Here is a 25,914-nt window from a genome sequence, read left to right as displayed (position 1 = left end):
CGCCCCGCCACGTCAACGACACCTGACCGCCCCCAAGCGCGGATCCACCCCATCCACCACAAGACGCGGCATGATGCCCGCTGTGCACGCCGCCCCCGCCGAACCGGCCCAGGCCAGCAGGCCCAGCACCGGCTACCGAATCGCCGTAAACGCGCTCGCCCTCGTCTCGCTCGGCTGGTGGATCATCTCGGTCCCCCACTTCGCCGCCGCGCTGCGCCCCGAGTACGGCACCGTCGCGTGCTGGCCGGCCGCCCTCGCCTTCCCCTCGATGGCCTGGGTGCTCGCCGACTACACCAACCGCCTGCGCCATCACAGCCTCGGCCTGCGGATCCGCCACGGGCTCGTCGTCGCCCTGGTCTCCGTCTACGCCGTCGCCCTCAGCGCGATGACCTACCCCCTGGACAACCCCGGCCACGCCCCCTGGCCCGTCATCGTCTGGATGGGCGGGATGCACATGATGGTCGGCTACCTCGGCCCACTGATGATCACCGCCGCGCGCCACGACCACCAGGAACGAAGCCCGACCTGACAGGGCGCCAGCGCCCGTACTCAGTCGAGCTGGACCGCGAGCAGGCCCGCCTCCGCCTCTTCCTTCTGCAGCGTGGTCTTCCCGCGGTGACTGACCTCGACCTGGTAGAACTTCGGGCCCTTCGGCACGTCCTGAACCGCCACCGGGAACATGCAGCCGTTCAGGCCCTTCGGGCTGCCGCTCCCCAACGCGCCGGTCGCCAACACCTTGCCGCTCTCGTCGTACACCGTCACCGAGGTGCCCATGGCGATGTCGTCGTACCCGCGCAGGCCGGCGCACCCGGATGAGGTGGTCCCCGAACTGGCACCACTCTTGAGCATCATGGAACCGGTGAGAGCGAACGTCCCGGTACCCGGCGAGCCGGCCGTCGACGCCGTGCCGGTCGAACCGCCGGACGACAGCCCCCACGTCACGCCAACCACCCCGGCCCCGGCCACGAAGCCCACCAGGCCGGCAACGAACCACACCGGCACCCGAACGCTCGACCAGGCCGCCGAGCACGTAGTCCCGGACCGGGGTGGTGTGGGCGAGCGGACGGCCGGGCCGGCTGTCGTCGTGCCAGCGGCCACCGGCCAGGCGCACGCGGCCACCGGCCAGCGCCGCGAGGAGCCGATGGTCCTCTGCGTCGAGCCACCGGGTACCGGTGATCCGGACCCCGACGTTGCGGCAGGCCGGGGCGTCGATCTGCTCGGTCTCGTGACCGGTGCGGTCCAGGATCCGGCGGATCCGGTCGTGGTACTGCCCTTCGGTCACCTCGGTTCCCTCGTAGTGGACGTAGCGGCAGCGCACGCTGAGCGGGTCACCGGCGTTCCAGAGGACGAACCCGGAGCTGCGCGTCTTACAGCCCTCGTCCCAGCCGAGTGCCTGGTGAGGGAACACCGCGTAGGAGGCGAGCAGCTTGGCCACCCTGGCCTGCTGCGGCCGGCAGCGGATCACCGCCCGCTCGACGTCGGCCACCCACACACCCCCCCCCCTCTGAGGCGAACCGGTCGGCAGCCGCCACCGCCGCCCGCCGCGCAGCAGCGTAGGACCGTGGCGGGGCCGGGCCGAGGACAGGACCGACCTGGTTCACCCGATCGGGTGAACCAGGTCGGCGCCCCCCTTCTACACGGGCACGCAGGACGCGGGCGACCGGGGCGGATCCCTGAACAAAGCACCCCGGAACGGCAGTTGAGCCACTACGCTCAGCTCACATGACCGATCAAGACCGGCTCGTCGTGCCGGATACCGCGCGCCTCATCGAGGGCACCGAACTACCCGAGAACCTGCCCTACCGGATCTACCCCACCTTCAGCAGCCGCGCCTTCGGCACCCACTCCCCGGCCCTACTGCTCGACCCCATGTTCCACGCCGAGCTGACGGACGAGAAGGGCAGCTACAACCCCATCCCGATCATGCTCTCCACCGAGGGCTTCCTGCACGTCGACGTCGGCATTCCGCAGGACCACACCCCGGCACAGCTGCGCACCGCGATGGACCGGGGCTGGAAGGTGACGATGTCCGCGGGCCATGTCGAGATCGCCCGGCCCGGCAAGACGCTGGCCCGCCTTCCCTGCATCGGCGAGCTGACCTGGCTCACCGCCACCACGCCGACGACGTTGATCGTCCTGGTCTCCGAGACGACGGTGAACCCCGACCCGAGGGATGGCGGCGAGATCATCACCGCCGCCGTCAACGTCTCCGGCACCTTCGCTCTGCTGCCGTTGGAGATCCGCTAGGCGGTGCCGGGCCGTGGCCGACCGGCCCGGTGGGGTCGTAGATGCCGCTGAGCGGGCCGCTGCTTAGCAGCAACGGCCCCGAAGCCGGGTGGGGGCTAGAGGTCCTCCAGATCCGGGTCGACACCGGTCAGGTCGATGTTCGGCGGCTCCAGGATGGCGATCCGCTCGCCCACCCAGGCGAAGGCGATCCACCTGTCCATCGCCTCGCGCACGGACGCCGCGTAGTTCTCGGCGAGGAGTTCCCGGGCCTCGTCCTGGTCCTCCTGGCCGGCTCGCACGCCGGCCTCGATGTCGGCGAGGACGGCGCGCAGGTCCCAGACGCTGGTGACGAGCGGGCCGTTGACGTGGCGGCGGGGCTGGTGGAGGCGGCGCAGCAGCCGGGCGTCCGCGAGCCGCAGGCCCTTGTCCTGGGCCGTGCGGTCGATCTGCTCGGCGAGTTCGCGGCCGCCGTCGGTGAAGTGCGTCCAGGCCACCACGTCGCCGGTGGGGATGGCGAGGGAGGCCTCGATGCGGCTGCAGGGCGGCTGGATCACATCGAAGGTGTGCCACAGCGTGGTGTACGCGGAGACGTTGTGGTCGCGGGCGGTCTGTGCGGCCGTCTCGTACCGGTCGTGGCGGGCGTCCATGTCGGCGATCACGCGGGCGGTGACGGTGCTGTTGGCACGTTGCGCGGCGATCGCGGCGTTGGCCTGGGTGTAGTTCTCGCCGGTCTCGGCCATGCGGGCGCGCACGTCGGCCTTGCGGGCGCGGCGGGGGTCGGTCATCGTGGCCGTCCAATGGGGCGCTGCGGTCCGTGGCCCGGGCGCCTGGTCGGCACGACGGGGGAGGGTGTGTTCGCTCGCCGCGTCGCGAGTCCGACCTGGTGTGCCGTCTCTGCCACGGGCTGGACGGCGGTCTGGGGCTGCGATACCCAGAAGGGATCCTACCGGATCCTGACGCACCGTCATTCCGGTTGGCGGGGTCCGGTGGTCAGGTGACCAGGTGTTCGCCGCACGCGGTGTAGAGGTTGACGTGGGAGTAGAAGCGGACGTCGACGAAGTCGTGCACGAGGGTGTTGTCGCCGCGCCAGTTGTAGGCGTCGCTGATGGCGGTCACGGCGTCGACCAGCGCCCCGCACGGCTCGGACAGCCGCCGCCGGGTGCGGCCGGGCCCGACCTCCTCGACGCCGTCGACCGCCCAGTCCAGCGGGACGCCGCGGATGGTGACGTCGATGGCGCAGTTCCCGGTGAACTGCCGGTGGTGCACAGTGATCCGGGTGCCCTTGGGTGCGTCCCGGATCGGGTTGTGCCGCGCGACGGCGTCGGGAGCGGCTCCGCGCGGGGCCGGCTGCCGGGCTGCCCTGATCTCGGCCTTGATCAGGGCGGCGACGTCCCCGGTGGGCAGGTCCCAGGTGGCTTCGGCCTTCTCGCCCAGAACCCTTCTGCCGATGGCGGGTTGGCGCGGCGGCGGGACCTCCCGCGGCAGTGGGCCGTGCCGCTCCTCAAGGGCGGCGAGCCGGTCGCGGGCGGCCTCGCGCAGGCCGTCCGGCACCCGGCTGTCCTCGGCGACCGCGCGCACCTTGGCCGCGCGCGCCCTCAGCTTCTCGTCCATGGTCTCGCTCTTCTCGTGACGGGGCTCCAGGATGCCGCAGCGGACCGACACCCGGACGTAACCGGAGAGGCCGACGAGTTTCCACCCGGCGGGTACCGCCCTTCCTAATTCAGGAAGATTGCAGGTCAGAAGATTGATCGCGCACGAAGCGTCATAGGCTACACCAAGGAGTTTTGACGCACCATCAGGGCACTATAGAATCAGCCGTAGCACTGCCATTCCGAGGGGTATTCCCTCGGCCCTTCCTCATGATCTTGGGTTCCGACCCGGGGGCCCGGACGCGGCCTGCGCGTCCACCGAGGAAGGGAGCAGCGTTCCATGACTGGAGAGCCGAAGGACTCGGACACCGGCGGCGAGCCGGACCCGAAGAAGCCGGACGACCAGCGGGAACGCCGCGCGCAGATGGTGGGTGCGATCGTCATCGAAGCGCTCAGGCTGGCGGCGGAGATCCTCCGCCGGCTCTGAGTGCGGCCGTGCGGCCCGGGGCGCAACCCGGGCCGCACGTGTGGTGATGGTTCGCCGCGCTGTGCGCGGTCCGCGGCCGCCCGGTTGCTTCCTTGGGAGGATGCCGGGCGGCTTCACCATGCCTCCGGAGGAAAAGACCCCCGGAAGTTCATTATCTTGAAGTCTGAACCGGTAACCAATCCCGAAGACCTGCAGTTGATTTCTAATCGACTAACCCGGCTAACGTTCGCGAAGCTAATCCCTGTCAACGGTTTTGAAAGCCGATTAGTTGTTGTTCGGGAAGCAAAACAGGTGCATCGGCTTCTTTCGATGACCTAAGTCTATATCCACCACGACCCGAAAAAGACCTGATTCTGCGGCAGGCGCCGTCGGATCCATGACGATGACGCCTTCCCGGCGCGCCCGCTCCCCGGGGAAAGCGTCCCCCGGGTCCTACTCACGTGAGGAGGTGGCGGTCCGGCCGGCCTCGGCCCTGGGTCGTTAAGATTCTAACGGCCCCGGCCGCAGGGCCGGACGCTCCGCATGTGATCACCTACCAACGCTGGTAGGTGATCCGGCGGCAGAGACCCCCCGATCCTAGGAACGGTTCCTAGGACGACCGGCCCCTACACCCTCGTCTGACCTTCCGTCCATGGCTAACATCATTAGCCTAGTATAATCTCCAATATACGAGGCAACCGCTGTGAGAGGCTTTCCCCCACAGGCCCCGTTTTCGGCAGGAGAGGCACCGTGACGACGTCGAGCACCGCCGGAACGCCACTGGAGCGCGCCGTGGACGACTTCGCCGACTTCGTCCGGGTCCGGCTCGCCGAGCGGGCCGCCGACCCGGCGGTGACCGAGCAGACCCGCGCGGCCTTCGCCCGGCAGTCCATCGCGATCAGCCGGATCGTCGCCGATGCCTGGTTCGTCGGCTCGCCCCAGCAGATCCATGCCCTGCGGCTGCTGCGGGAGATGTCGCTGCTCTGGTACGGCCACGACGACCACCCCGACACCCCGTGGCATGAACACCTCGCCACCACCGACCCGGACACCGCACTGCGCCACCTGCAGCAGGCCCAACGCCGAGCCGACGACATGACAGACTGACCGCCAACACCAGCCATGCGCACCACAGTTGACCCCATGAAGGAAGCCACCCGACCGTGCAGAGCGAACCGCTCCACCCGCCTCAGGACCCCGGCGGCCGACACCACGACTGGGTCGGCTTCGTCCGCTCCCGCCTGCACGAGGAACTCGCCAAGGACGGCCTGCACCACTCCACCCGCCGCGCCCTGCAGCGCCGGCTGAAGCGGGTCGCCGAGATCGCCGACCACGCCGACGGCACGACCCCGACCTCCCTGCTCGGCCGCGTCGAAGGCGGCACCGAACTGGTCGACCTCGCGCAGCGCTGGCGCGACCACCCGGCCTACCCCGGGGTCCGCCGCACCACCGAGCCGGCCGCCGTGAGCGGTACACCCGGCCCGCAGCTCCCGGCCTCGGTGGTACACGTCTACGAGCGCGGCATCACCGCGGACCTGCTCGCCCAGGTCGGCGGCTACCCCGGCCTGCACAAGGAGGCCCGCGAGGAGCTGGCCGAGCAGCACCCGTGCCGACGCGAGGTCCCGGGCACCGGCCTGCCGCTCACCATCACCTCCGACGACACCGGCTTCCTCACCGTCCACGCCGAGACCACCTGCACCGACCGGCGCTGCCGGACCGAGGCCGCCGCCGTCGCCCGCTACCAGGAGCTGCTGGAGGTCTTCGACCGGACCCGGGAATCGATGAATGCCGTCGACCTGTTGCTGCGACAGCCCAACCTGGTGACCACCCCGGACCCGGAGAAACTCCGCAAGGAGTGGGCTCGCCGGGAGAAGGCCATCCGTGAACTGCTGCGCGAGGTGGTCGACACCATCACCCCGCACGCCGACTCCGCCGCCGAGTGAGCACCACCCGCTCGCGGCTCCCCCGCTCCACCTCACGCCCCGTCAAGGAGACCGGCATGACGTACGACGACCCCGAGGACCAGACCCGGCGCCGACAGGCCGCCGACCTGGAGCACATCGCGACTTACTACCGGCTGGAGCGCCGCCTGGGCATCCGCGTCACACTCGGCGGCCGGGTCCGGCACGACGGCCGCGAAGGCACGGTCGAGGACACCGCCGGCCATCGGCTGCGGGTGCTGTTTGACGGAGAGGTGACGCCCCGAATCCGGCACGTCACCTCGGGCATGGAGTACGAGACCGCCACCGGCTGGGTCGCGGCCACCCCCGTCCCGGACCCGTTCGCCGCCGACCCGGCCGCCGCATGAGCGCACCGGACAACGAGGCCGCCGCCCGCGCGCTACGCCCGAACCCTAGGTTCGGCACCGGCTTCCTCGAACGCCCCGAGACCCTGTACCCGCTGCTGCAGTACGGACTGACGGCCAGCACCAGAGAGCACCGATCAGAAAGGCACTTCTGCATGGAGCAGCACTCGCACGACTCCGCCGAAGACCTGGAGCGAGCCGGATACCACGAACGCATCCGCCGCCTGCACCAGGTCATCGCTGCCCGCGTGAACGAGCACCCCCAGGTCGGCGGAGCCGTCGACTCGACGGCCGCCCACCTGGCCGCCCGGTCGGTGGACAGCATGCTGAGCGAGGCCGCCCTGTTCGGCGAAGCCGCTGCGGCAGACGGCTTCACCGAGACGATGGCGCTCCACCAGCTGGAAGCGCTCCTCGACCAGGCAGCCCGGCGCGCATGGCCCACCGACACAGGGCAGTTGGACGACATCGCCCGCCTGCGGAAGGACACCAACGTCCAGATGGCCGCGCTGCTCGCCGGCCGAGAGCGCGGGCCGTCGGCCGCGCTTGTCCGCGACCAGGTGAACGAGCTGGCCGGCTTCATCAACCGCTGCGCTCAAGAGCAGGTCCACGTCACCACCGAAGGCCTCTACTCCGGCCTCGGTCTGATACTCCGCGCCACCTCCTACGCCCACGGCGCCGTGGACATGGCACTCACCGCCGGCCGCCTGGATTTGGCGGGCAAGCACCTGGGGCACCTGATCCAGCAGGCCCGGAAGTGGGCCGACCACCCGAAGTACCCGTCCGCCCTGGTGGCTGACCTGATGCAGGCCGTGGAGGAGGACGATCCGCGCAACGAACCGGCGACTGAACGTGTTGTTCCGGAAGCCGGGGCAGTCCAGCCAGCCACAGCAGGCAGTCCCGCGAAGAAGATCACGCTCATTCAGGCTGAACTTCTGTTCAGCGCGATGGGGCTGGCCATCGGTGGTGACGACCGGGAGGGCTTCGTCTTCCGCGCCCGCGGAGGCCGCGACGGTTCGCGATCAGTCAAGTCCTCGCACCAGATCGAGGTGCGGTACCGCCTCGCCGGGGGGTACACCCTCATGGGCAATGACCTGGATGGCCTCCCCGAGGTGATGGAGCACTACCGGTGGGCCGTCGAGAAGGCTCCTCATCACGGCTACACCGTGACCTGGAGGCCCGCCAACGTCTGGATGGAAGTCACCCGCTCTCCGGTTGCCCCCGAGCCAGCCGCCGACCGACCTCAGCGGGCTAACTCGTGACCGGCACCGCCGGCGCAGCCGAGCAGAAGCTGCGGCAGTGGGTGGACACGTACGCGCGACTCCACTCGGGCAACGACACCTGGCGCTACCGCAGCTTCGCCGCGCTCGTTGCCGAGTTCGGCGTCATCTACCACCCTTCCCCCTGGCCTGGTGACCGGCCCTGCGGGCGGCCCGGCCGCTGCTTCGAGGAGGCCAGCAGGTACGCCGACGCCACCGGCGCCACGTACGTCGAGGGATTCGTCCTGGTCTCGGATGCGCCGCTGATGTTTCCGGTCTTCGAACACGCCTGGTGTCTGACGGCTCAGGGCGCCGTGGCCGACACCACCATCCCCGATGGCGGCGCTCTCCTCTACCTCGGCGTGCCGCTGCACGCCGCCTTCCGCCGCGCTGCCCAGGCCCGGCGACGGACCTGGGCAGCGCTCACCTACGACCCCGATAACCTCCAAGCCGACGTCAACGACGTGGTCCTGAAAGCGGGCCTGCCGCCGGGCGCACTGGCCCTCCCGAACACGCCTGCACCGCCGCTCGGGGAGCCCGGCCCCCTCGCACAGGAGGTTCCGTGCCCTTGAACCAAGCATCTGCCGCCGAGGTCATCGACGCCGAACTGCTGGACGAGGACCAGCAAGCCCTGCCCGCAGTGCGCGAGCCCCTGGGCCTGGACCTCAGCGGCTTCCACCGCGACACCGTCCTGGTCGCAGGCCAGCCGCTGCCGCAGGCCCTCGCGCCGGACTACAGCCTTGCCGACTTCGTGATCTCCCCGGAGACCGAGGAACTGCTGAAGGCTGCCTGTCGGGGCAACACTGCCCGGAACAAGGACAACCAGGTCAGCCTGTTCCAGCGGTGGTGCGCACAGCGGAACCGGGTCGCACTGCCTTGCACGACCGCCACGTTGATCGAGTACGTCGGTTGGATGATCAAGAGCGGCACCTACGACCCGAACACGGTCCAGGTCTACAGCAGCGCGGTCGTCACCTGGCAGGAGAGGGAGACCCCGGGTCACACCCGGCCGGGCACTCTGCAGGTTCGCGAGTTGATCGCGGCGTTCCGCACACAGTGGTCGAAGACCCACACCGAGAAGCAGTCCCCGGCCGTCCTGGAAGCCGACCTGGAGGTCATGGTCGCGGTCTGCGACGAACGCGGCCGACCGGCCGACCTTCGGGACGCGGCGATCCTGACCCTCGGCTTCCACCTGCTGACCCGCCGGATCGAGCTCGCCCGCCTGGTCGTCACCCACCTCACCCTCCACGCGGACGGCATGGAGGTACGCCTGGTCGACCGCAAAACCCGCAAGGACGGCTCGGTGTACGAGGGCTGGGTGCCCGCCCGCGACGACGCCCCGCAGCTGTGCCCCGTCCGCCGGATGCGCACCTGGCTGGAGTACGGACGCCGGATCCGCCAGCCCGAGACCCAGGCCGCGTTCCGTGCCCTGGACAAGGCCGGTCGCCTGGCTGTGCGCCTCACCCCGCAGACCTGCCCTCTGCACAAGGACGGGACATGCGATCCCCGGCAGCCACACGAGCTGACGGACGAGCAGTGGACCGAGCTGTCCTTCCTCAGCGGCGAGGCCATCAACGGCTACGCGAAAACTTTGGCCAAGGCCGCCGAGCGACGCCTCGCTGGCCTGGACGAAGCCGCCCGCGTAGAGCGCGGCTTCAACGCACTGCTCAACGCGCCTACCGCGGCCAAGGTCACCGCGCACGGGCTGCGCGCGGGCGGCGCCACCGTGCTCAAGGAGGCCGGGGTTCCCGAGGACCAGATCGCCAAAGTGGCCGACTGGCAAAAGGACGCGGCAGCGATGCGGCGGTACTTCCACAAGATCAGAATCCGGCAGCAGAGCCCCTGGGCCGCCGCCCGCGCGGATCGGCTGGATCGGCAGAAAACGTGAACGGACGGGAACCTCGACTTCGCCGCCGGCATCGCCGTCCAGTTCGCCAGCGGGAGCATCCGCATCACCAACCTGGCAGATGAGATCGTCCTCGCCCATGACTCGAAGCTGGCTCGGTCCAGGCGCATCTCCAGGACGAGGCAGCGCCCGAACCCGAACCCCTTCCCCCGAGTTCCGAGTGAGAACCCCCGGAGCCGTCCTCGCAGGGCGCAGGAACCGACCTGTCGGCTCGTGCTGAACAGCCCCCAGCGGTGACAGCCTCCCCCGGCAGGTCGACGCGCCACCAGCGTGGTGCCAGTCCCACGGCGGAACCGCTGACGGTCAGGAACCCCGCAACAAGTAGGAGTGCGTCGGGCGATGGCAGAGCCACGACCGCCGGGGACCCGGTTGGCACTATCAGTGTCAGTGGTACGTGCAAGCATCACCGCCATGACCGAGGAGACCTTCGACTGGCGTTCGTTCCTGACCCGGTGGAGCGAGGAGTGGGCCGACGCGTACGACGCCCCGGACGAGCTGAGGTCCGCCGAGGACGAGGGGGCCTGGCGGGCACGCTGGCTCGGGTTCGAGACTGCCTCCGCGGAACGGATCGCGGCGGCGGAAAAGCGGCTGGGATGTCAGCTTCCGCCGTCCTACCGGGCGTTCCTGTCGGTCACCGACGGCTGGCGGCACGCGGGCGGCTTCATCTACCGGCTGGCCGGCACCGGACAGGCCCGCTGGCACGAAGACGGACACGGCCTCAGCGAGTACTACCACGACGGTGAGCTCGACGGCATGTGGGAACGCGCGCTGCAGCTGGACGTCGAATCCGACATGACGACCGTCCTGCTCGATCCGCTGGACACGGACGAGGACGGCGAGTGGGCGGTCTACTGCCACACATCGTGGGCACACTGTCCGCCGACCAGGTACTCCTCCTTCCAGGAGTTCATGCTCGCGCAGTACCAGGAGTTCCATCGCCTCGCCGCCAACCACGCCGACCGTGAGGGCCGGGCGTTCGCCAACGACACCACCCGACGGCTGGACGCCCTGGTGGAGACGGGCCGGCTGGACGCGCTGAGCGGCGCGTACGAGCGGGCGGCCGTCACACTCACCGAGGCGGCCGGGTTCGGCCGGCCCCGGGCCCACGGCATGCTCGACCAGCTGCGCCGTCTCCAAGGGGAGACGTACATGCTGTCCTACGACGGGCTGGCCCGCGACACGCTCTACTTCCGGGAGCTGGTCCCGCTGCTGGCGCTCGAGCACGTGCGGTGGCGGCGGGAGGCGGCCGACTGGCCCCGTCAGGTGGAGGCCGGCTCCGAGGAACGCCGGGAGGCCGCGCAGGAGATCCTGCGCGAGGTGGTGGAGGGGACGTTCCGCTACGACACTCCGGGCCCGTTCGGCGAGGCCGTCGAGCGGGCCCGCGAGCAGGCACGCTGGGGCCGCACGGAGGCCGCCTGGCAGATCCTGCTCGCCGGACTCCCCCTCTGGACGCCGCTCGGGCCCGACCACCTCGCGCCGGTCGGGCTACTGGCCGACTCCGTCCTCGGACCTGTGATCACTCCGGAGCGGGGACGAATCCTGCTGGCCACCCCGCGAGCCGCGGGGCCGAACGCGACCGCGGCAGATCCGGGGACCGGGCCGGACGATGTGCCGGAGAGCGAGAACGGGCTCGCCTGGCTGACCGGGCCACCATCAGACAACAGCCACCCGAGGCCGTACCGCTTCGTGCTGGTCGAGGGCGCGGCCCCGGCGGAACTGCCCGCGCGGCTGGGCGGCGAGCGCGCGGAGCTCAGTGCGCCGATGACGCGCGAGGAGCTCCAGCGGAGCCTGTTCCAGGGCGGCGCGAGCCCGACCTACGACGACTGCGCGGTCGTCACCGTCGGCCACGCGGGCGGTGCCAGCTGGAGTTTCGCCTTCGACCCGTTCCCGGCAAGCTACGACGCGGCGCGCTACGTGTCCCCGGCCGTCACCGCCTCACAGGACGGGGCCGCCTCACCCGGCGCCCGTGCACTGGTGGTGTGGTGCGTGCCGGAACGGGGCCTGTTCCACCTCTCCGCCGCCGAGCAGGGCGTCCAGCGATACGCCTTCACCTTCGACGGCTCCGAAATCCACCGCGGTGACGGCCCGATACCTCCCACACTCGACCCGGCCGCCCTGTTCGTCTCCCCCGCCGCCCCCGGTCAGGGCGGGCCGGACGGCGCGGGGGAACCGGATCGCACAGGAGAGCGGCGGGCACTGGAAGCGATCGCCGCCGAGTTCGGCGTGGGCCTGCCCCGGTTCGCCCTCACCGAGGGCCGGCTGCACACCTTCACCACCCGTTCCTGGACCCGCCCGCCGGAGCCTGGCGACACCTACGCATTCGTCACCTTCGGAGGCGCACTCGGCTCTGCGATCCGGCCCAGCACCGTTGTGGAGCCGGGCACGCCCGGCTCCACAACGGTGTAGCTCGGGCAGCTCAGCTGAGGCGGGTCGCGCCGGCCCGAGTCCCAACAGATCCTCGGGCCGGGCCGCTTGACCTGCTGCCAGTCGCTCGCCGTGCCGTCGTTGGAGAGCAGGTGGGCCCGGGCGGTCTGCCGGAACCGCCGGCACAGCGGGAGCGGTCACAGGATGTCGCGCAGCGGGTCCGGTTCGGAGGCGAGGATGGCGGCCTTGAAGCCTCCGATCACCGTCCTCTCCGGTGGCCTGGCCCTGGTCGTAGTCCATCGCCAGGGCGACGCCGGTGGTTTCGGCGTGGTGCCGGGCCAGCGGGGCGACCTGCCTGCTGCGGCTCACCGCGACGCCTGCTCGCCCGGGCGGACGGTTCGCGGCCCGGCGGCGGTGGGCTGGGTGTCGGTGGTGTCCATGGGCGCTTGGTTCCCTTGCGGGTCGCAGGGGCGGCGGTCAGGCGGCGGTGGCGCGCGCCAGCAGGCGCTCGGTGGAACGTGCAGGCAGGGCACAGGCGGCGGTGCGCAGCCGCCGCTCCAGGGCGGCGTGCGCCGCGCGCAGTCCGCGCGCGGCCGCGGCCCGGTTCCTGCGGACCTCGACGGGGAACCGCTCGATCCGGCCGATCAGGGTACCCAGCAGCCGCTCCGCGTCCTGCGCATCGGCGTGCACGAAGCCGCGGTAAGCGGTGATGGTCGAACGCGCACCACCCAGGCCCTTCTCGCAGGTGGTGGAGGCCGCGTCCAACTTCGTCCAGGAGTGGGCGATTTCGGGGTCAAGAAGCCTCTCGATCGCCTCCTGCGGCAGGATGCCCAACAACTGCGACAGGTCCCCGCGCCGGACCTCGATCAGGGTCCGCAAGCTGTGCAGCTCGTCGCGGACGCTGCCCTGGCCGGGCACCACCGCGGCCTGCCCGGCCCACCGGTCGAGCCGCTCGTCGGTCAGGAGCTGTCCCAGGTACGCCAACTGCTCGTCGTGGGGGCGCTCGCGCAGTTCGGCGGCGGCGGCCGCGAGATCCGCGAAGATGCTCATGTGATCGATTCCTCTCGTGGGACGACGGATCGGCTGAACCGTCGACATGTCCGTTCTATCCGAGCCGCTAGGCCCGTGCGGGTGGTCTTGCCCGGGCCGCAGGGGGTGAGCCTGGCCGCCCGGGCAACCTGCCTGGCGCTTCGACCGGCCGAGCCAAGGGCGACGCGCGCCTTCGGCCGACGGGGTCGGGCTGAGGACTCCCCCGGCCAGCTTGTCCGCCAGAACCGCCGGCCTGGGAGAGGCCTCCGACCGCGCCACCGAGTTCACGAGGGTGAGACGGCGCTGGTGGTGCAGGGCCGACCTGGGAGCCTGCACCACCAGCACGGTTCACGTTGCGGCGATCGCAGAGCGCGGTGTGGCCTGGTCGGCGGTCCACAGATCCAGCCGACTCGCCCTCGCCTGCGCGATGACGTCTAGCAGAGCCGGACCGAGAGCGAGTCCACGGTCCACCCGCAACGGCGTTCCACTGTGCCGGAGCACCAGAATCCTGTCCGCTTGCGCCGAACCAGCCGTGGCCATGCCGCACAACGTCCGCAGCACGTCCCGCAGTCCTGCCGCCCCCAGCACGCGGTCGTGGCGGGCGGCCTCCCTCCTGAGCGCCACAGCGTCTAGTTGGGGCGACCGTCGCTGCTGGGCACCTCGCGGCCGGATGACCGTCTCGCCGTCGACGACGCGGTAGCCGTAGACGGGCCGGTCGGCCTCGGCGGCCGCGGGGCGGTGCAGTGTCAGGGGCCAGCGGGAGGCGATGGCCCGGCGCAGGGCGAGCCGCAGGGCGAACGCGTCGGCCAGGACCGGATGGGCGTCGGCACGCCCGGCAGCCCACTGAGCGATCAGTCGCGCCACCAGGCTGTCCACGGCCTGCGCCGAGGTCCGACTCCCCAGCGGAGCGCCGTCGCCGAACGCCAGCCGGTAGGTGCGCTCGGCGACGGCGTCCACGCTGTCGCCCGCAGTCCTCGCGGCGCCCTTGACCGCGCGCCACAGGACCGCGGACGGGGCGTAGCGGACGTGCTGCGCGTCGTGTTCGGCGAGTGCGACGGTGTCCAGCAGGTGGCTGAGCGCGCTGGTGCCGGCGGGAATCACGAGACCACCTGCCGGGGTTTGCGCGCGTAGCCCACGTTCGCGGCGTGGGCCGGGTGGAGTTTGGACAGCAAGATGACGCGGTGCAGGGCGGCCCCCAGGGCGCGGCCCCGGCCGTGGCTGTAGGTCGTGGCGTAGTACATGCACAGCTGGCGGCATAGCGCCTGCATACCGTCACCGGCGGCGGCTGAGGCGAGGACCTGGACCGTCCGGTGCAACCCGGCCTCTCGCAGTTCCTCCGACCACGCGGTCGCCTCGCGATGCAGGGCCAAGCACGCCATCGCGGCGCTGCCGTGCTGCTCCCACGTGTACCTGATGATCTTCTCGACCGCCTCACGCATCGGGTACCGGTGGCCGAAGAGCGGGTGGGCGGCGAGGTCATTGGCGACGCTCTGCGCGACGATCCGCCCGGCCAGGCGGCGCACGCTGCGCACCGCAGTGTGCTGAGAATCGCCGGTGGTGTCCCGGTAGTGGGCGCCGGGGCCGACCAGCAGGCCGTAGGTGGTCCGGTAGACGTGCTGCATGCCGCCGGACGAGGGGAAGTCGGCGCAGAAGTGGAGCGCGGCGAACAGGACGGCAGTGATCTGACGGTCCGACGCGTAGTCCGCCTTGTCGATCTCCGTGAGGAGGCGGTGGAGGCGGGCGTAGACGTCGCTGTCGCTCAGCTCCTCATCAGCAGCGGTGTCGTTCACGGCTTCTCCTCGACGGCGGGCAGGGGCAGGGGCGGGACGGTGCCGGTGCGGCGCAGGTGGGTGTAGGCGGCGGCGATGTCGGCGTAGGCCCGGCGGCGCGCCGCGGCGGCCCTGGCCTCGACCTCCCCGGCCGCGGGCGGCTCGGAATCGGCGGCGCAGCGGCGCAGCTCGGTGATCTCGGCGGCGAGCCAGGCGTCGGGGTTCAGCTGCGCCTCGCACCTGAACGGTCAAGGCAGCACCTTGAAAGCCCGGCCTCTGCCGTGAGAACCAACGAGGACCGCAGGAACAGGAAACGGCCAGGTGGCAGGGGCAACTCGTGTGAGGGAACAAGTGCCAGCCCCAGATGGCTGGACGAAGACCTTCACCGACCCCCGTCTCTGCGCGGCCATCGTCGACCGCCTCACCTTCGGCGGCAACATCATCGAGACCGGAACCGACTCCTACCGCCTCGCCACCACCCGCGCCCGCGCCGAACAGCAGCAAGCCGTCAGCTGACCGTTCTCGGGCCTTCCTCGGCTGGTCAGGCCGCACGACGGCCGCCATCAGAGCACCAGGGAAGGCCCTTGCATCAAACCCGGCAGCAGGACTCGCTCAGATGACTGTCGATCGCAGCCAGCAGGTCCTGAGCCGCTGCCCTCACCACAAGGTCACCGTCGTGGGTGAGCCGGTCCGCTGTCGGTCGGCGGCTCAGCACGGCCTGGTGGGCGTCCATCTGCACCTTCGGCTGCGGCGGGTTGCCGTGTTCGAGGATCGCCTGCAGCAACTCGATTACCCTGGCCCGGGACTTCACGGTCTCGGTGACCGCGAGGTCCCACAGGAAGGGAACAGCGGCGACAGTCGCGTCGAAGACTGCCAGCTCACCGATCCACAGAGCGAGATCGCTCAGGGCCGCCTCACTCGCCCGGGAGTCCCCCCACGCGATCCGCGACAGCACGCCGGGAACATCTGCCGCCGACCCATAGGCATGCTTCAACTCGTGCCAGCGCACGCGGCTCACGCCCTTGAGAATCGTCCCCACCCAAGCACTCCAGTCCGATCGTCAGACCCATGGCCCGATCGGACTCATTCCACCCCACTGACCGCCACGACCGCGAGTTCGGGTCGACACGCCGCATGGGTGCTCTCGGAACCCAGCGACATTTCGACGGCAGCAGATCAACGTCTGCTGCCCAAACTCAGGTTCTGGTCCAGAAGTTGGACCAGAACCCGTTGTCACCTACGGAGCCATGCGGCATGAGGAGAATGCTCAGATGACCGTCTTCGACATCTACGGCACAAACGCCTACACGGCCAAGGAGTTGTCCGGCGTGCTCGCCGACCGATTCGCCGTGACTTTCGCCGAACGCGACAGCGACTACCTCGGTGTCTACTTCCTTGCCACCGGGGCTTCACCCCCCGGGGAGAGTACGGGATCCCGACCGCATTCACTGCCGGTTGGCTGGCCTCGAACATCTCCGGGGGCAGCGGCAACCCCGGGGAGCTGGCCGCCGGCCTCGACATCGACGCCTTCGTCCACGCCGCCACGGCCCACGAAGCGCTCCAGCACCTGTAGTCCAGCCGGGCAACGGCAAGCACTATGGCCCGTCACGTGCGCCGCCAGAGTCCGGCTCGGCCAGCAGGCCAGAACGAGGGAAGCGGTGACTCACCGGGAGCGGTAGATCTCCCACTGCCTCATGACGTCGGCGCAGAGATGGGAACACGCTTCCTCCTCCGAGTCGAAACTCGCCTTGACCCGTCTCTCGCCACGCTCCCAGACGTCGATCGACCACCGGCCGTCGGCGCCCTCGACGAGAACGGGGACGGCCTCCAGCAGGTGGTCGAACGTCGACAGATCCCGAGTGCTGATCCCGTAGAAGCGGTTGCTCACCCCCGCCTCGTCCAGGCGTACCAACAGCTGGTGACGATTCATGCGCGTTTCATCCCGTTCTCGAAGACGAGGTACCCCTCGATGCGGAGTTCCTGGCATTTCCCTCCGCCATCGTGACGGGCCGACAGGCTCAGGCCAGGCCTTCTGTCCCCGTTCCGCCTCCGCGTTTCACGGCCTCGGTCATCGCCTCGTGGACGGCCTCGGCGGACGCCCTGTCAGAGGCCGGGACGGGGCTGCCCTCCACGCTGTACCACTCGTCGGCCCCGTCGTACTGGACGTCCAACAGCACCTGCCGGCCGTCCCAGGCCGTGCGCAGTGTGAGGTCGCCGGTGATGACGCCGACTTCCACGGTCATGACGCCGCCCGGGCCCGCGGTGATGCCGGACGTGACGAGCGGCTCGTCCCCGGGACTGTCGGCCGGGCGGTCGTGGGCGGTCATGATCCCGCCGGGCAGGTGTCGAGCATCTGGCCGAGAGCGGCCTTCTCCGCGTCGGTGACGGCCAACTTGTAGTAGGCCTTCACGTCCGTCCAGGCCTTGGCGTAGCTGCACCAGGCGGACTGGGACGGGGGCTTCCACTGGTCGGGGGTCTGATCGCCTTTGCTGCGGTTGGAGGCGGCGGAGACCGCGAGCAACTGCGGCCGGCTCAAGTCGTTGGCCAGAGCCTTGCGCTGGTCGTCGGTCCAGCTGTCGGCCCCGGCGCGCCAGGCCGCCGCCAACGGGACGACGTGGTCGATGTCGAGCTTGTTGGCGGCGGTGAACGTCAGGCCGTCGTAGGGGCTGACCCAGGTCCCGGAGGTGGGCTTGCACTGGGCGTCGGCGACCACCGACTGCCCGTCGCGCTTGAGGACGGTCTCGCGGGTGTCACAGGACTGCCCCTGCGAAGCCCAGTGCGGGAATCGGTCCCGCGAGTAGCCGGTCATCGGGCGGGCCTGGGCGACCGTCAGCGCCGCCAGCTCGGCCCGCGCCGCGGAGACCGCCGACGGCTTCGGCCCCGGCCACACCCCCGTACCGGCCGAGCCGGCCGGCGGGGCGGGCTTCGCTTCGGTCCCGTGACCGGCCGGCTTCGAGCACGCGCCGAGCAGCGAGCCCGCGAGCAACACGACGCTCGCGCCGACCGCGGCCCGCCGCAAGGACAAGGAGGAGATACGCATGGCCGACAGCCTGTCCGCCCCGACGGCCTGCCATCAACTCGGCGCGCCACAGCGCCCACGTGTCCTTCGCAACACCAGCTCCTGCCCGCGCTCCCCCGTCCGGTACCCGGGCCGTCGCCGAACCCCTGGGGCCTGCGGCTGGCCCCGTGGTCCGCCAGTAAGGGCGGTGGTCCGCACGTGCCCGACCGCGGCAGGCCCAGCCGTTCTCGGGCACCACGGTGGCAGTCGAGTCCGCCGTAGCCCGCACACCGTCAAGGGCGCGGGTTGCGTGCCCCTCTGTGGTACCGCGGCGCCGGGATCTATGGGGTCACAGCTGGAGAACGCAGGACCGGACCGCTGAGAGGGCATCGACCGTGGTGGTCAACACTGACTGGCGAGCAGGAGACGTGTTCGCCCATGCAGGGTGAACTCCTCGATTTTCGGACCGGGATGAGCCTGTATCCGCTAGGAAGGCATCAAGAACGTGACGTGACCATGTAGTGGCTTCGGCGAAGGGCTGCCAGGTATGAACTTCAAAACGACGGCACGAGCAAGCGCGATCGCAGCGGCGGCGGTGCTGCTCTCGAGCGTGATGCTCCCGCAGGCTGCTGAGGCCGCGACACCGCGCGCCCCGTTCCAGGCCGCCGCCCCGGCCCAGCAGCGGGCGCTGCCCGAGCCGCCGTCGGCCGCGCAGGTGCGCACCGAGATCGACACCCTGGTCGTCGAGGCCCCGCATTCCATGGCCGGCTACTCGCGGGCGCAGTTCCCCCACTGGATCACCCAGTCCGGAAAGTGCGACACGCGCGAGGTCGTCCTGCAGCGCGACGGGCAGGGCGTCCAGGTCGACTCCGAGTGCCGGGCGGTCTCCGGTACCTGGGTCAGCCCGTACGACGGCAAGGTCCTCACCGCCGCCTCCCAGGCCGACATCGACCACATGGTCCCCCTCGCGAACGCGTGGCGCTCCGGCGCGGACGGCTGGACGACCGAGCGCCGCAAGGCCTTCGCCAACGACCTCGTCCACTCGCAGCTCGTGGCCGTGTCCGCCTCCAGCAACCGCAGCAAGGGCGACCAGTCGCCCGACCAGTGGAAGCCCCCGGCAACCGGCTCCTGGTGCACCTACGCCCGCGCCTGGGGCGACGTCAAACACGCGTACGGGCTGAGCATCACCGATCCGGAGAAGGCCGCTCTCAACGCCATGCTCGACACCTGCGGATAACAGGATCCCTCGCCTGCCCGGGCCGGCCTGACCATCCCACCCGTCCGGGCCTGAGCGCTGGGTCCCCCAGGCTTGGTGGCCGTCGCCCGCTGCCCGTGGGGGCGGCCGCCGGCCCCGACCGGCCGCGAGCTCCACCTGGTCTAGCCTGTCAGCTGGCGAATCCCCGGACCGCGTATGGGCTGCGACCTGGCAAGATGCCTAGGTGGAGATCTTGGAGGAAGTCGCGCCGTTGCTGAGTTCACTGGCCACGCCCAGTCATGTCTACGCGAAGTGGGGCGCGATCTCAGAGGCCACCATTGCGGAGCAGGTACTCGGCCTCGCCGTGGTCGCCCAGGCCGACTGGGCGCACCAGGCCGTAGCGGGAGCGGCCGGTCCCACGTCTGCCCTTGAGGTCGAGTCGGCGCTTGAGCCCGTCGACGAGGCCGGCGCGATCGAGCTGATGACCAACCTCTCGGCCTTCGATCTCGTCTACTCGCGGCACCCGCTCCGGGACCGTGATCATGCGAAGCGGGCGGCTACGAGGGTGGCGAAGCTGCTCGGCCGGGACACGATCTGGGTCACGAACATGGAGGCAACGGGGGACGGCCGCGCGTGGACGCCCGTCACTCGGCACGGTATCGACGTTGTCGTTGCCGGAGTCACGGCCGAGTTCTTCGTGATCCTGCTCGGCCTGGGCGACGATTGACCGCGGTGGTGGAAATCCGGCGGAACTCGCCGGCAGCGTGGTCGAGAGAGCGCGGCCGCCCGGTGTGCCGTGTGCTGCAGGATCGGCCCATGCGATGACGAGCCGCGGACCCTCAACCGCTGCCTTCGCTTGAACCGTGGCTGAGGTGCACCGCCCGCGGATCGGCCCGTTCGCGGGCGGTGTCGGTGCGGGAGCCTAGGGTACCTGGGTGAATGTTGATGATCTTCAATGGCAGTCGGGCCACCTGGGCGGCGTCCTGCCGCGAGTCGTGGACGAGATCCTCCAGCGCGGCGGCCTGGAAGCGCTGGTAGAGGCGGCGCGGGAACGCGAGGACTGGTCCTGCGCGCAGGGCGCGGTGCGCGGGCTGTGCGCCGGCGGGGAACTCGGACGGGCCTGGGCGGTGATCGAACCGTTCACCGCCACCGGCTGGCAGCCGGCGCTGCGGGCGGGCGCGGACGTCCTGCTGCGGTGGGGCCGCACCGCGCAGGCACTGGAGCTGGCACGCCCCAGGGGATCAGGGAGGGACGAGGACGACGCGTGGCGGGACTACGCCGGCGTGCTGGCCCGGGCCGGGCGGGTGGACGAGGCGATCGACGTACTCATCCCGCGCCTGCGCGACGGCGCGATGTTGTGGGCCCTGGTGGCGGTGACCGAGGGTCACAGGCGCGACGAGCGTGTGCTGGAGCTGCTGGCCCCGATCGCCGAGGAGTGGAGGCGCGACCCGGATCGCGGTCTGGGGGACGTGCCGTGCGCGCAGGCCCGGGTTCTGGAGCGGTCCGGCCGTCTGGACGAGGCGATGGGGCTGCTGGCCGCGGAAGTGGCCGCGAACCGGTCCTGGTCGCACAGCACCGTCGACGGATACGCGAAGCTGCTCGCGCGCCACGGTCGGACCGGGGAGCTGCGGGAACTCGCCACCGGTCCCGAACGGTCGACCGCCGCGTGCTCCTACGTGACGGCCTTGGAGGGCCTGGGCCGCGCCGAGGAGGCGGAGGCGTACCTGCGCGGCCTCATCGCCGCCGGACATCCGGGCTGGTACGAGAACGCGCTGATGGAACTGCTCATCCGCCAGGGCCGGTTCGACGACGCCATCCAAGCGGTGGAGCACACCTTCGACGACCTCTACGACGGAAACCTCCTCCAGGCGACCATGATGCTGCTCGTCGAACAAGGCCAGCACGACAAGGCCCTGTCCCTCACCGAAGGACGCAGCCCCGAGTTCCTCGCGGAGAACGAGGAGAGCTGGCTGCGCTCCAACCGGTGGTGGCTGATGGGAGAGTCCGGCCGCTGCCGGGAGGCGATCGCCGAGATCGAGGCGCTGGCGCTGCACGAGGTCGACGACCGCGAGCCCACGATCGCCTGGCTGCTCGGCCGGGACGGCCGCGTCGAGGAGGCCATGGCCCGCCTGCGCCCGCTGCCCGGCACACGAGCCGCGACCGAGCTGGCCGAGTTGCTCGTCCGGCAGGACCGTTTCGCCGAGGCCATCGCGGTCATCCCCAGCGTGGCCGCGCAGCGGGAGGAGGAACGGCGCTTCTGGACCGACTGGGAAGAGCGTAAGAGGAACGCGGGCGGCGACGGAGGGTGTACCGAGGCGCCGCCGTTCTGACCGGCGCCCGGCATGGTGGCCCCGACGTCTGAGCGGAGCGCGACGGGCCCGGTGACCAGCCCGGAAGTCAACGCGACGGTGACCACTGACCACAGGGTGCTCCCTACGGCACAACTTGGCAGGCAGGCCCTGTGATCGTGGGACACGGGCGGAACGGGCCGGCCGTGAACCCCGGGCAGGGTCGGCTCAGCCGTCCCGTTGCACCGAGCGTGTCCTCTGGATGTGTCCTGATCTGCTAGGTGTCAGGCCTGGGCGAGACTCCGAGGGACAGCCGTGAGATCGAAGTTGGAGCGCAGCAGGTCCAGGCACCCGATCCGGGTGGAAGCCGACGCTGTACTCGCTCTTCTGGCTAGTCTGCGGGCATGACGGAGCACCCCGGGTTCGGCGCGATGTTGGCGTGGTTGCTGGACCACAGAGAACTCAGCGCGCAGGAGCTGGCCGACCGCGTTGGGTCGGCCGCGGACGAGGTCCGGGCGGTGCTCGCGGGGAAGAGCCCCAGCGAGCTGTTGCTCCGCCGGCTTGCGCCCGCGCTGGGTTTCCACGCTGTCGATCTGTTCATCCTCGCGGGGTGGGCGGTCCCGGACGACTTGGCGCCGTTGGACGCCACCGGAGCGAGGTGGGCGGCGAGCACGGTGACGGATGCGGTGCGTCTCCCCGAAGCGGGACGCTGTGAACTTCTCCAGCTGATCCGCTCACTGCCGCAGGAGGAACGGCGTTCCAGCTTCGCCCCGAAGCCGCTCGTGCCTCTCGCCGGCGGTCCGGGCACGTGGGTGATCCGCATGCTCCAGTACCGCAACCTGAACTGGATGGGCATAGCGAGGACGCTTGCGTCCGTGACGCCCACGTACCTGTCGGCGGCCACCTACGGCGTGATCGGCTCCGGTCGCGAGGAGCTGACGCCGGGCTTGGTGACGGACTTCGCTGCCCTGCTGGGGATCGACGCCTGCGAACTGGCCGCGCTGACGGGCGTTTTCCTGCGTGAGGTGCCACCCTCTCCGTCACCGGAGGCCGCGGACGCCGCAGTGCTGCTGTGGGAGGCGCGACGGCTGTCCGCTGCCCAGGTACGACACGTCTCCGAGCTGGCATGCTCGCTGCACGGGGATTCCCAGGACCGGTAGCTCGTCAGCCTGTCCGGCCCCTGACGCCTGCCGCCACCCGTCCGGCTGGGCCCCACACGCTGGGGGCCGGACGGCTGGGCGTGCGAAGTGATGCTGTACCCGTGGATGCGGCTGCGGGAGCTGGTCAGGGCCTGCTGGATCGGCGCGGACGACCGGGACCAGGCCGTGCAGCAGCTGCAACTGGCCCTGACCGCGAACGTGCCCGAGGCCCGCCGCCACCCGGGGATCGAGGTCGTCCACCGGCCGTCGACCACGACGGTGCCGCGGATCGGCTGGATGTAGGGCGTTCCCATCGCCGGGCTGGCGACGTGGGAGAACGTACACCTGGCGGAGGAGGACCTGCCCTGGCATGCCCTCATGCCGCTTGCCGAAGGCCCGCTGGCCGACGGGGGTGCCTGGCGGCCGTGTCCGCGCAGACCGTCGCAGTGTTCCGCTCGCTCGGCCTGGCAGCGCAGGCCTGCGCCGGATGCGGCACCGAAGCCAGATCGGCCCGCACCTCACACCGGTCGGCGGAGCATTGCCCCCGCACCCGCACCCCCAGCCGGGCCCACGACGGCCGGTCGCCCCGACCGGGCCACGCGCCCCGCCTCGACGACATCGAGGACGGCCTCCAAGTCCGCCGCAGTCGAGCCGTACACGAGGGCTGGCTCGGAGAAGTCGAAGGAATCGACCTCACCCTCACCTTCCTCCAGCAGAAACGTGAACAGACCCAACGGCTGACCCGCGTCGCGCCCGTCAACCTCGGCATGCCGGGCGTCGGGCCTGGGGGACCCTCATGAGCCGCGTCGGCGCAGCGCCGGGCGAGACAAGGCAGATCGTTGCCGGCTTCTTGTAGGCGCTGACACACTGCCGGCATGGCTCTTGACGTTTCATCACGCATCGGATCGGGTCCCGCGATGCCCGTTATGGCCGTGACGGCCCCGTCGGAACGGGTCGACCGGGAGCATGAACGACTGTTGGAGAAGTTCAACCAGGCGGTGCGTCACCCTGAGGAGTTCGGCGGCTTGTCGACGGTGGCGAGTCTTCTTGATCGGATCGCAGTGAGTGAGCCGCGGACCGCGGGCTCGGTATGGATTCCCGACACGAACGCGCGTCTGGCTCCATCGGCGATGTTGAGGGGGGCCTTCCCCGACTCCGACATCTATGTGATTGCCTCGCAGTACGGCGAGGACGCGCATCGCCGGGGCTGGCTCCGCCTTGATCGCACGCTGACGCCTGCTGAGCACTCCGTCGTCGTCGACGGTGCTGTGGCATGGTCAGAGACCGACCGTTCCTTGCCCGAGATCGTGGCCGAGTTCGGGCCACCGTCGGTCACGTTCGGCCCCCAGGCTCCGCGCCGCCCCAAGACCCTCACCTACGCCACCGCCGATCGCGCAGCCCCTGTTGTGGCCTTCCATCTTGGCGCCGCACAGGCCGAGCCGAGCGCGGAGGAGCAGATGCCGGCAAGCGCGGCCTTGCTCGCGGTCCGGGTCCACGATGACTTCTTCGACGGTTGGGAACTCACTCCGTTCGGCCTGGATCGCTTCCACTGATCGAGCGAGGCCACAATCCGTTGGCCAGGAGCTTCGGTGCGACGTCCAGTCGGGGCCGGCTCACGCCGTCGGCATCCCCCTCGGCGACGCACTTCGAGCGGAGAAGGCTTTCGCTGGGAGTCTGTGGGCGGGCCTACGGCACTGGCTGCATTCACGAGCACGCGTGCTTCTCCGGGTCGACCTGCGCGAAAGACCCCGGCTTGAGGAGATCCGCGACAGCGTCATCGACCGCATTGTCGAGGCGGAGCGGGTAAGGATGGCTTGGGGAGATCGAAATACTCGAGACCAGCCTCGCTGCAGCCAAAGAGAAGATCGCCCAAATCGTTGTGGAGAGGGCCCCGTGTGTCGAGCCGTCGTCCACCTCGGCCTGCTCACCTTCAGTCAAATCGCGTGCCGCAGCACTGACGCCAGGGAGCCTGAGTCATGATCCAGCCTGAGTCTGCGACCGGGACATCGAGGCCCGCTCTGCCTGTCAGTGGGGTGTGTCGTCTGAAAACCCCTTGCTCCCCGGTCTGCCTGCTTGGTGGGATGCAGGGGCTTCGACAGCGGGAGGGGGCAGCTTGGCGGTGTTCGGGTGTGCGGGCTGCGGTGCGGTTCTGACGGCGGCGGTGTCGGAGGTGGCGTTGCCGATCCACCTGGCCGACACCCACTGGGAGAAGCTGCACCCGCCCCTGCTGGAGGCCGGGTCCTACGCCGTCGACCCCGCACCGTACGGGCCGCCGTGGCGGCAGTGGGACGAGGTCGGGGCTCGCGAGGCGGTGGAACTGGGGCGCTTCGCGCCGTTCGACGCGCTGTCCGACGGGCCGTCGGACACCGTTCTCCTCGCGCCCGGCGACATGCGCAACACCGGGCTGATCCTCGAACGGGCCGATGGCTACTGCATGGGGGTCGACGGGAGGGACGGGCCGAACCTTGCCTGCCTGGGCTGCGATCTGCCGGTGGGAACGAGGATGGACGACTGCGGGTGCTGGCAGGTCGTCCGGCTCGTCCCGGAGGCGGTCGTGCGGCTGCCCGGCCCGCCGGAGCGGCCGATCATAAGTTGGGCGGAGCTGCTGGCCACCGGCGCACTGTGGCACCGCCTGAGCGAGTACCGGGACATCCCGGCAGGCGTGGCCCTCGCCCAGGTGGTGGTGGCCGCCGGGGGCGCCCCGGTCGAGGTGGCGCCCGGGCCGGTCGCGGAGCTCCTCGGCCGGGCACTTGGCGCGCTGCTGCCCGCCGGGGAAGGTGCGAAGCGGCTGGACCTGGCTGGGCCGGGGTTCGGCGAGCCGGCCACGGACCTGGTGCTGGTGCCGGTCCATCCGCAGACCGGAGACATGTGGCAGCCGCGCGCCGGCGCGGTGCCGGTACCTGTGGATGCCGCGCTCTGGGCCGAACTCGCCTTCCCGCCGCACCGGACCCGGCTGCCGGTGGTCGGCGGGCTGCCGGCAGGCGTGGAGCGGGACGACCCGCTGCCGCCGCGCCCGTGGTACCCGTTCCAGCCGTCCAGGGAGGCGTTCCGGTACACTCTCGCGCGGATGCCCGCCGTCAGGGAACCGTGGCTGCGGGCGATCTACGACCGAGGGTGCTGACCCGTCAGCGGTAGTGCGGACCCAGACGCTGGGGGGTCGACGTTAGACGGCGTGGTCATGGACCGAGTCGCAGCTGGGCAGCCCAGGGCACCCTCTGATCACACGTGACTGACCGGCAGTTACTGAAGTTGAATTCGTGATGTCGCTCGGATGGGTGAAGCAGTAGCATTCGCCTGCCGTTGGAGGGTTGGTCCCGGTAGTCGTGTGCTGTGAGGTATGCACAGGGTGGCGGTTTGACCGACGCGGAGAGGGCCGCGCGGGAG

27 protein-coding genes and 1 pseudogene are annotated in these 25,914 nt (G+C 70.5%); 18 read left to right on the top strand and 10 right to left on the bottom strand.

Annotated elements, in window-relative coordinates; all coding sequences use genetic code 11:
• Positions 1-70 precede the first annotated feature (70 nt).
• Positions 71-529: a hypothetical protein gene (locus ACIOGZ_RS41300; RefSeq protein WP_363632923.1), complete on the top strand. Its 459-nt coding sequence runs from the start codon at positions 71-73 to the stop codon at positions 527-529.
• Between the two features lie 20 nt (positions 530-549).
• Here the strand turns inward: ACIOGZ_RS41300 and ACIOGZ_RS41295 are convergent, their stop codons facing one another.
• Entirely contained in the window at positions 550-1,002 is a 453-nt protein-coding gene (locus tag ACIOGZ_RS41295; RefSeq protein WP_400989784.1) for a hypothetical protein, read from the bottom strand.
• 720 nt (positions 1,003-1,722) lie between these two features.
• Between ACIOGZ_RS41295 and ACIOGZ_RS41290 the strand changes: the two genes are divergently transcribed.
• Entirely contained in the window at positions 1,723-2,247 is a 525-nt protein-coding gene (locus tag ACIOGZ_RS41290) for a hypothetical protein (RefSeq protein WP_363632927.1), read from the top strand.
• Between the two features lie 95 nt (positions 2,248-2,342).
• Here the strand turns inward: ACIOGZ_RS41290 and ACIOGZ_RS41285 are convergent, their stop codons facing one another.
• Together ACIOGZ_RS41285 and ACIOGZ_RS41280 are read right to left on the bottom strand one after the other, a co-directional pair.
• Positions 2,343-3,011, bottom strand: a complete 669-nt coding sequence (locus tag ACIOGZ_RS41285; RefSeq protein WP_400989781.1) for a hypothetical protein — start codon at positions 3,009-3,011, stop codon at positions 2,343-2,345.
• Positions 3,012-3,216: 205 nt separating this feature from the next.
• Positions 3,217-3,837 (bottom strand): hypothetical protein, encoded by a 621-nt coding sequence (locus ACIOGZ_RS41280; protein ID WP_400989778.1) that lies wholly within the window; start codon positions 3,835-3,837, stop codon positions 3,217-3,219.
• A gap of 318 nt (positions 3,838-4,155) precedes the next feature.
• Here ACIOGZ_RS41280 and ACIOGZ_RS41275 point away from each other — a divergent pair, with 318 nt between their 5' ends.
• The 8 genes from ACIOGZ_RS41275 to ACIOGZ_RS41240 all read left to right on the top strand — a co-directional run bounded on the left by ACIOGZ_RS41275 (position 4,156) and on the right by ACIOGZ_RS41240 (position 12,154).
• A complete protein-coding gene (locus ACIOGZ_RS41275; protein ID WP_363632932.1) occupies positions 4,156-4,302 on the top strand; it encodes a hypothetical protein in 147 nt (48 codons plus the stop codon).
• A gap of 729 nt (positions 4,303-5,031) precedes the next feature.
• Positions 5,032-5,388, top strand: coding sequence for a hypothetical protein (locus ACIOGZ_RS41270; RefSeq protein ID WP_363632934.1), 357 nt, complete (start codon positions 5,032-5,034; stop codon positions 5,386-5,388).
• Between the two features lie 56 nt (positions 5,389-5,444).
• Positions 5,445-6,224 carry a hypothetical protein gene (locus ACIOGZ_RS41265; protein WP_363632936.1) on the top strand — a complete coding sequence of 260 codons (780 nt, stop codon included), beginning with the start codon at positions 5,445-5,447 and terminating at the stop codon, positions 6,222-6,224.
• A gap of 56 nt (positions 6,225-6,280) precedes the next feature.
• Entirely contained in the window at positions 6,281-6,589 is a 309-nt protein-coding gene (locus tag ACIOGZ_RS41260) for a hypothetical protein (RefSeq protein WP_363632937.1), read from the top strand.
• Positions 6,586-7,845, top strand: coding sequence for a hypothetical protein (locus ACIOGZ_RS41255; RefSeq protein WP_363632938.1), 1,260 nt, complete (start codon positions 6,586-6,588; stop codon positions 7,843-7,845). The genes ACIOGZ_RS41260 and ACIOGZ_RS41255 overlap by 4 nt, the downstream gene beginning before the upstream one ends.
• Entirely contained in the window at positions 7,842-8,414 is a 573-nt protein-coding gene (locus ACIOGZ_RS41250; RefSeq protein ID WP_363632939.1) for a hypothetical protein, read from the top strand. The genes ACIOGZ_RS41255 and ACIOGZ_RS41250 overlap by 4 nt, the downstream gene beginning before the upstream one ends.
• Positions 8,411-9,730 carry a hypothetical protein gene (locus tag ACIOGZ_RS41245; protein WP_400811013.1) on the top strand — a complete coding sequence of 440 codons (1,320 nt, stop codon included), beginning with the start codon at positions 8,411-8,413 and terminating at the stop codon, positions 9,728-9,730. Before ACIOGZ_RS41250 ends, ACIOGZ_RS41245 begins: the two co-directional genes overlap by 4 nt.
• A gap of 429 nt (positions 9,731-10,159) precedes the next feature.
• Positions 10,160-12,154 (top strand): SMI1/KNR4 family protein, encoded by a 1,995-nt coding sequence (locus tag ACIOGZ_RS41240; protein WP_400989772.1) that lies wholly within the window; start codon positions 10,160-10,162, stop codon positions 12,152-12,154.
• Between the two features lie 435 nt (positions 12,155-12,589).
• Here ACIOGZ_RS41240 and ACIOGZ_RS41235 read toward each other — a convergent pair whose 3' ends face one another.
• From ACIOGZ_RS41235 to ACIOGZ_RS41225, 3 genes are all read right to left on the bottom strand, one after another.
• Positions 12,590-13,162, bottom strand: coding sequence for a hypothetical protein (locus tag ACIOGZ_RS41235; protein WP_400989769.1), 573 nt, complete (start codon positions 13,160-13,162; stop codon positions 12,590-12,592).
• A 327-nt stretch (positions 13,163-13,489) separates the two neighbouring features.
• Positions 13,490-14,242, bottom strand: a complete 753-nt coding sequence (locus ACIOGZ_RS41230) for a hypothetical protein (protein WP_363632947.1) — start codon at positions 14,240-14,242, stop codon at positions 13,490-13,492.
• Positions 14,239-14,931: a hypothetical protein gene (locus ACIOGZ_RS41225; RefSeq protein ID WP_400989766.1), complete on the bottom strand. Its 693-nt coding sequence runs from the start codon at positions 14,929-14,931 to the stop codon at positions 14,239-14,241. The genes ACIOGZ_RS41230 and ACIOGZ_RS41225 overlap by 4 nt, the downstream gene beginning before the upstream one ends.
• 345 nt (positions 14,932-15,276) lie before the next feature.
• On the opposite strand from ACIOGZ_RS41225, the pseudogene ACIOGZ_RS41220 reads away from it, so the two are divergent.
• Positions 15,277-15,426, top strand: a pseudogene (locus ACIOGZ_RS41220) (ATP-binding protein); the annotation flags it as partial.
• Positions 15,427-15,499: 73 nt separating this feature from the next.
• On the opposite strand, the gene ACIOGZ_RS41215 reads toward ACIOGZ_RS41220, so the two are convergent.
• The 4 genes from ACIOGZ_RS41215 to ACIOGZ_RS41200 form a co-directional block, all read right to left on the bottom strand.
• On the bottom strand, positions 15,500-15,949 hold the full coding sequence (locus tag ACIOGZ_RS41215) for a hypothetical protein (protein ID WP_400989763.1): 450 nt from the start codon (positions 15,947-15,949) through the stop codon (positions 15,500-15,502).
• Positions 15,950-16,573: 624 nt separating this feature from the next.
• A complete protein-coding gene (locus tag ACIOGZ_RS41210) occupies positions 16,574-16,840 on the bottom strand; it encodes a hypothetical protein (RefSeq protein ID WP_400989760.1) in 267 nt (88 codons plus the stop codon).
• A gap of 88 nt (positions 16,841-16,928) precedes the next feature.
• Positions 16,929-17,237 carry a hypothetical protein gene (locus tag ACIOGZ_RS41205; protein WP_400989757.1) on the bottom strand — a complete coding sequence of 103 codons (309 nt, stop codon included), beginning with the start codon at positions 17,235-17,237 and terminating at the stop codon, positions 16,929-16,931.
• A complete protein-coding gene (locus ACIOGZ_RS41200) occupies positions 17,234-17,950 on the bottom strand; it encodes an HNH endonuclease family protein (protein ID WP_400989754.1) in 717 nt (238 codons plus the stop codon). Before ACIOGZ_RS41200 ends, ACIOGZ_RS41205 begins: the two co-directional genes overlap by 4 nt.
• 505 nt (positions 17,951-18,455) lie before the next feature.
• Here ACIOGZ_RS41200 and ACIOGZ_RS41195 point away from each other — a divergent pair.
• From ACIOGZ_RS41195 to ACIOGZ_RS41165, 7 genes are all read left to right on the top strand, one after another.
• The gene (locus ACIOGZ_RS41195; RefSeq protein WP_400989751.1) at positions 18,456-19,145 is read left to right on the top strand and encodes a DUF1524 domain-containing protein; all 690 of its coding nucleotides are present in this window, start codon (positions 18,456-18,458) and stop codon (positions 19,143-19,145) included.
• Positions 19,146-19,347: 202 nt separating this feature from the next.
• Positions 19,348-19,830, top strand: coding sequence for a hypothetical protein (locus ACIOGZ_RS41190; protein WP_400989748.1), 483 nt, complete (start codon positions 19,348-19,350; stop codon positions 19,828-19,830).
• 208 nt (positions 19,831-20,038) lie between these two features.
• Positions 20,039-21,433, top strand: coding sequence for a hypothetical protein (locus ACIOGZ_RS41185; RefSeq protein WP_400989745.1), 1,395 nt, complete (start codon positions 20,039-20,041; stop codon positions 21,431-21,433).
• A gap of 362 nt (positions 21,434-21,795) precedes the next feature.
• Positions 21,796-22,551 carry a hypothetical protein gene (locus ACIOGZ_RS41180; protein ID WP_400989742.1) on the top strand — a complete coding sequence of 252 codons (756 nt, stop codon included), beginning with the start codon at positions 21,796-21,798 and terminating at the stop codon, positions 22,549-22,551.
• An 87-nt stretch (positions 22,552-22,638) separates the two neighbouring features.
• Positions 22,639-22,833, top strand: a complete 195-nt coding sequence (locus ACIOGZ_RS41175; RefSeq protein WP_400989739.1) for a hypothetical protein — start codon at positions 22,639-22,641, stop codon at positions 22,831-22,833.
• Between the two features lie 572 nt (positions 22,834-23,405).
• Positions 23,406-24,083, top strand: a complete 678-nt coding sequence (locus tag ACIOGZ_RS41170) for a hypothetical protein (RefSeq protein WP_400989736.1) — start codon at positions 23,406-23,408, stop codon at positions 24,081-24,083.
• Between the two features lie 560 nt (positions 24,084-24,643).
• Positions 24,644-25,651 carry a hypothetical protein gene (locus tag ACIOGZ_RS41165; RefSeq protein WP_400989733.1) on the top strand — a complete coding sequence of 336 codons (1,008 nt, stop codon included), beginning with the start codon at positions 24,644-24,646 and terminating at the stop codon, positions 25,649-25,651.
• The last annotated feature ends 263 nt before the right edge of the window (positions 25,652-25,914 follow it).

The organism is Kitasatospora sp. NPDC088160 (assembly GCF_044741445.1).
Classification (GTDB): Bacteria; Actinomycetota; Actinomycetes; order Streptomycetales; family Streptomycetaceae; genus Kitasatospora.
The sequence above is the reverse complement of the archived record's forward strand: the minus strand, read 5'-3'. Positions and strand labels throughout refer to the sequence as shown.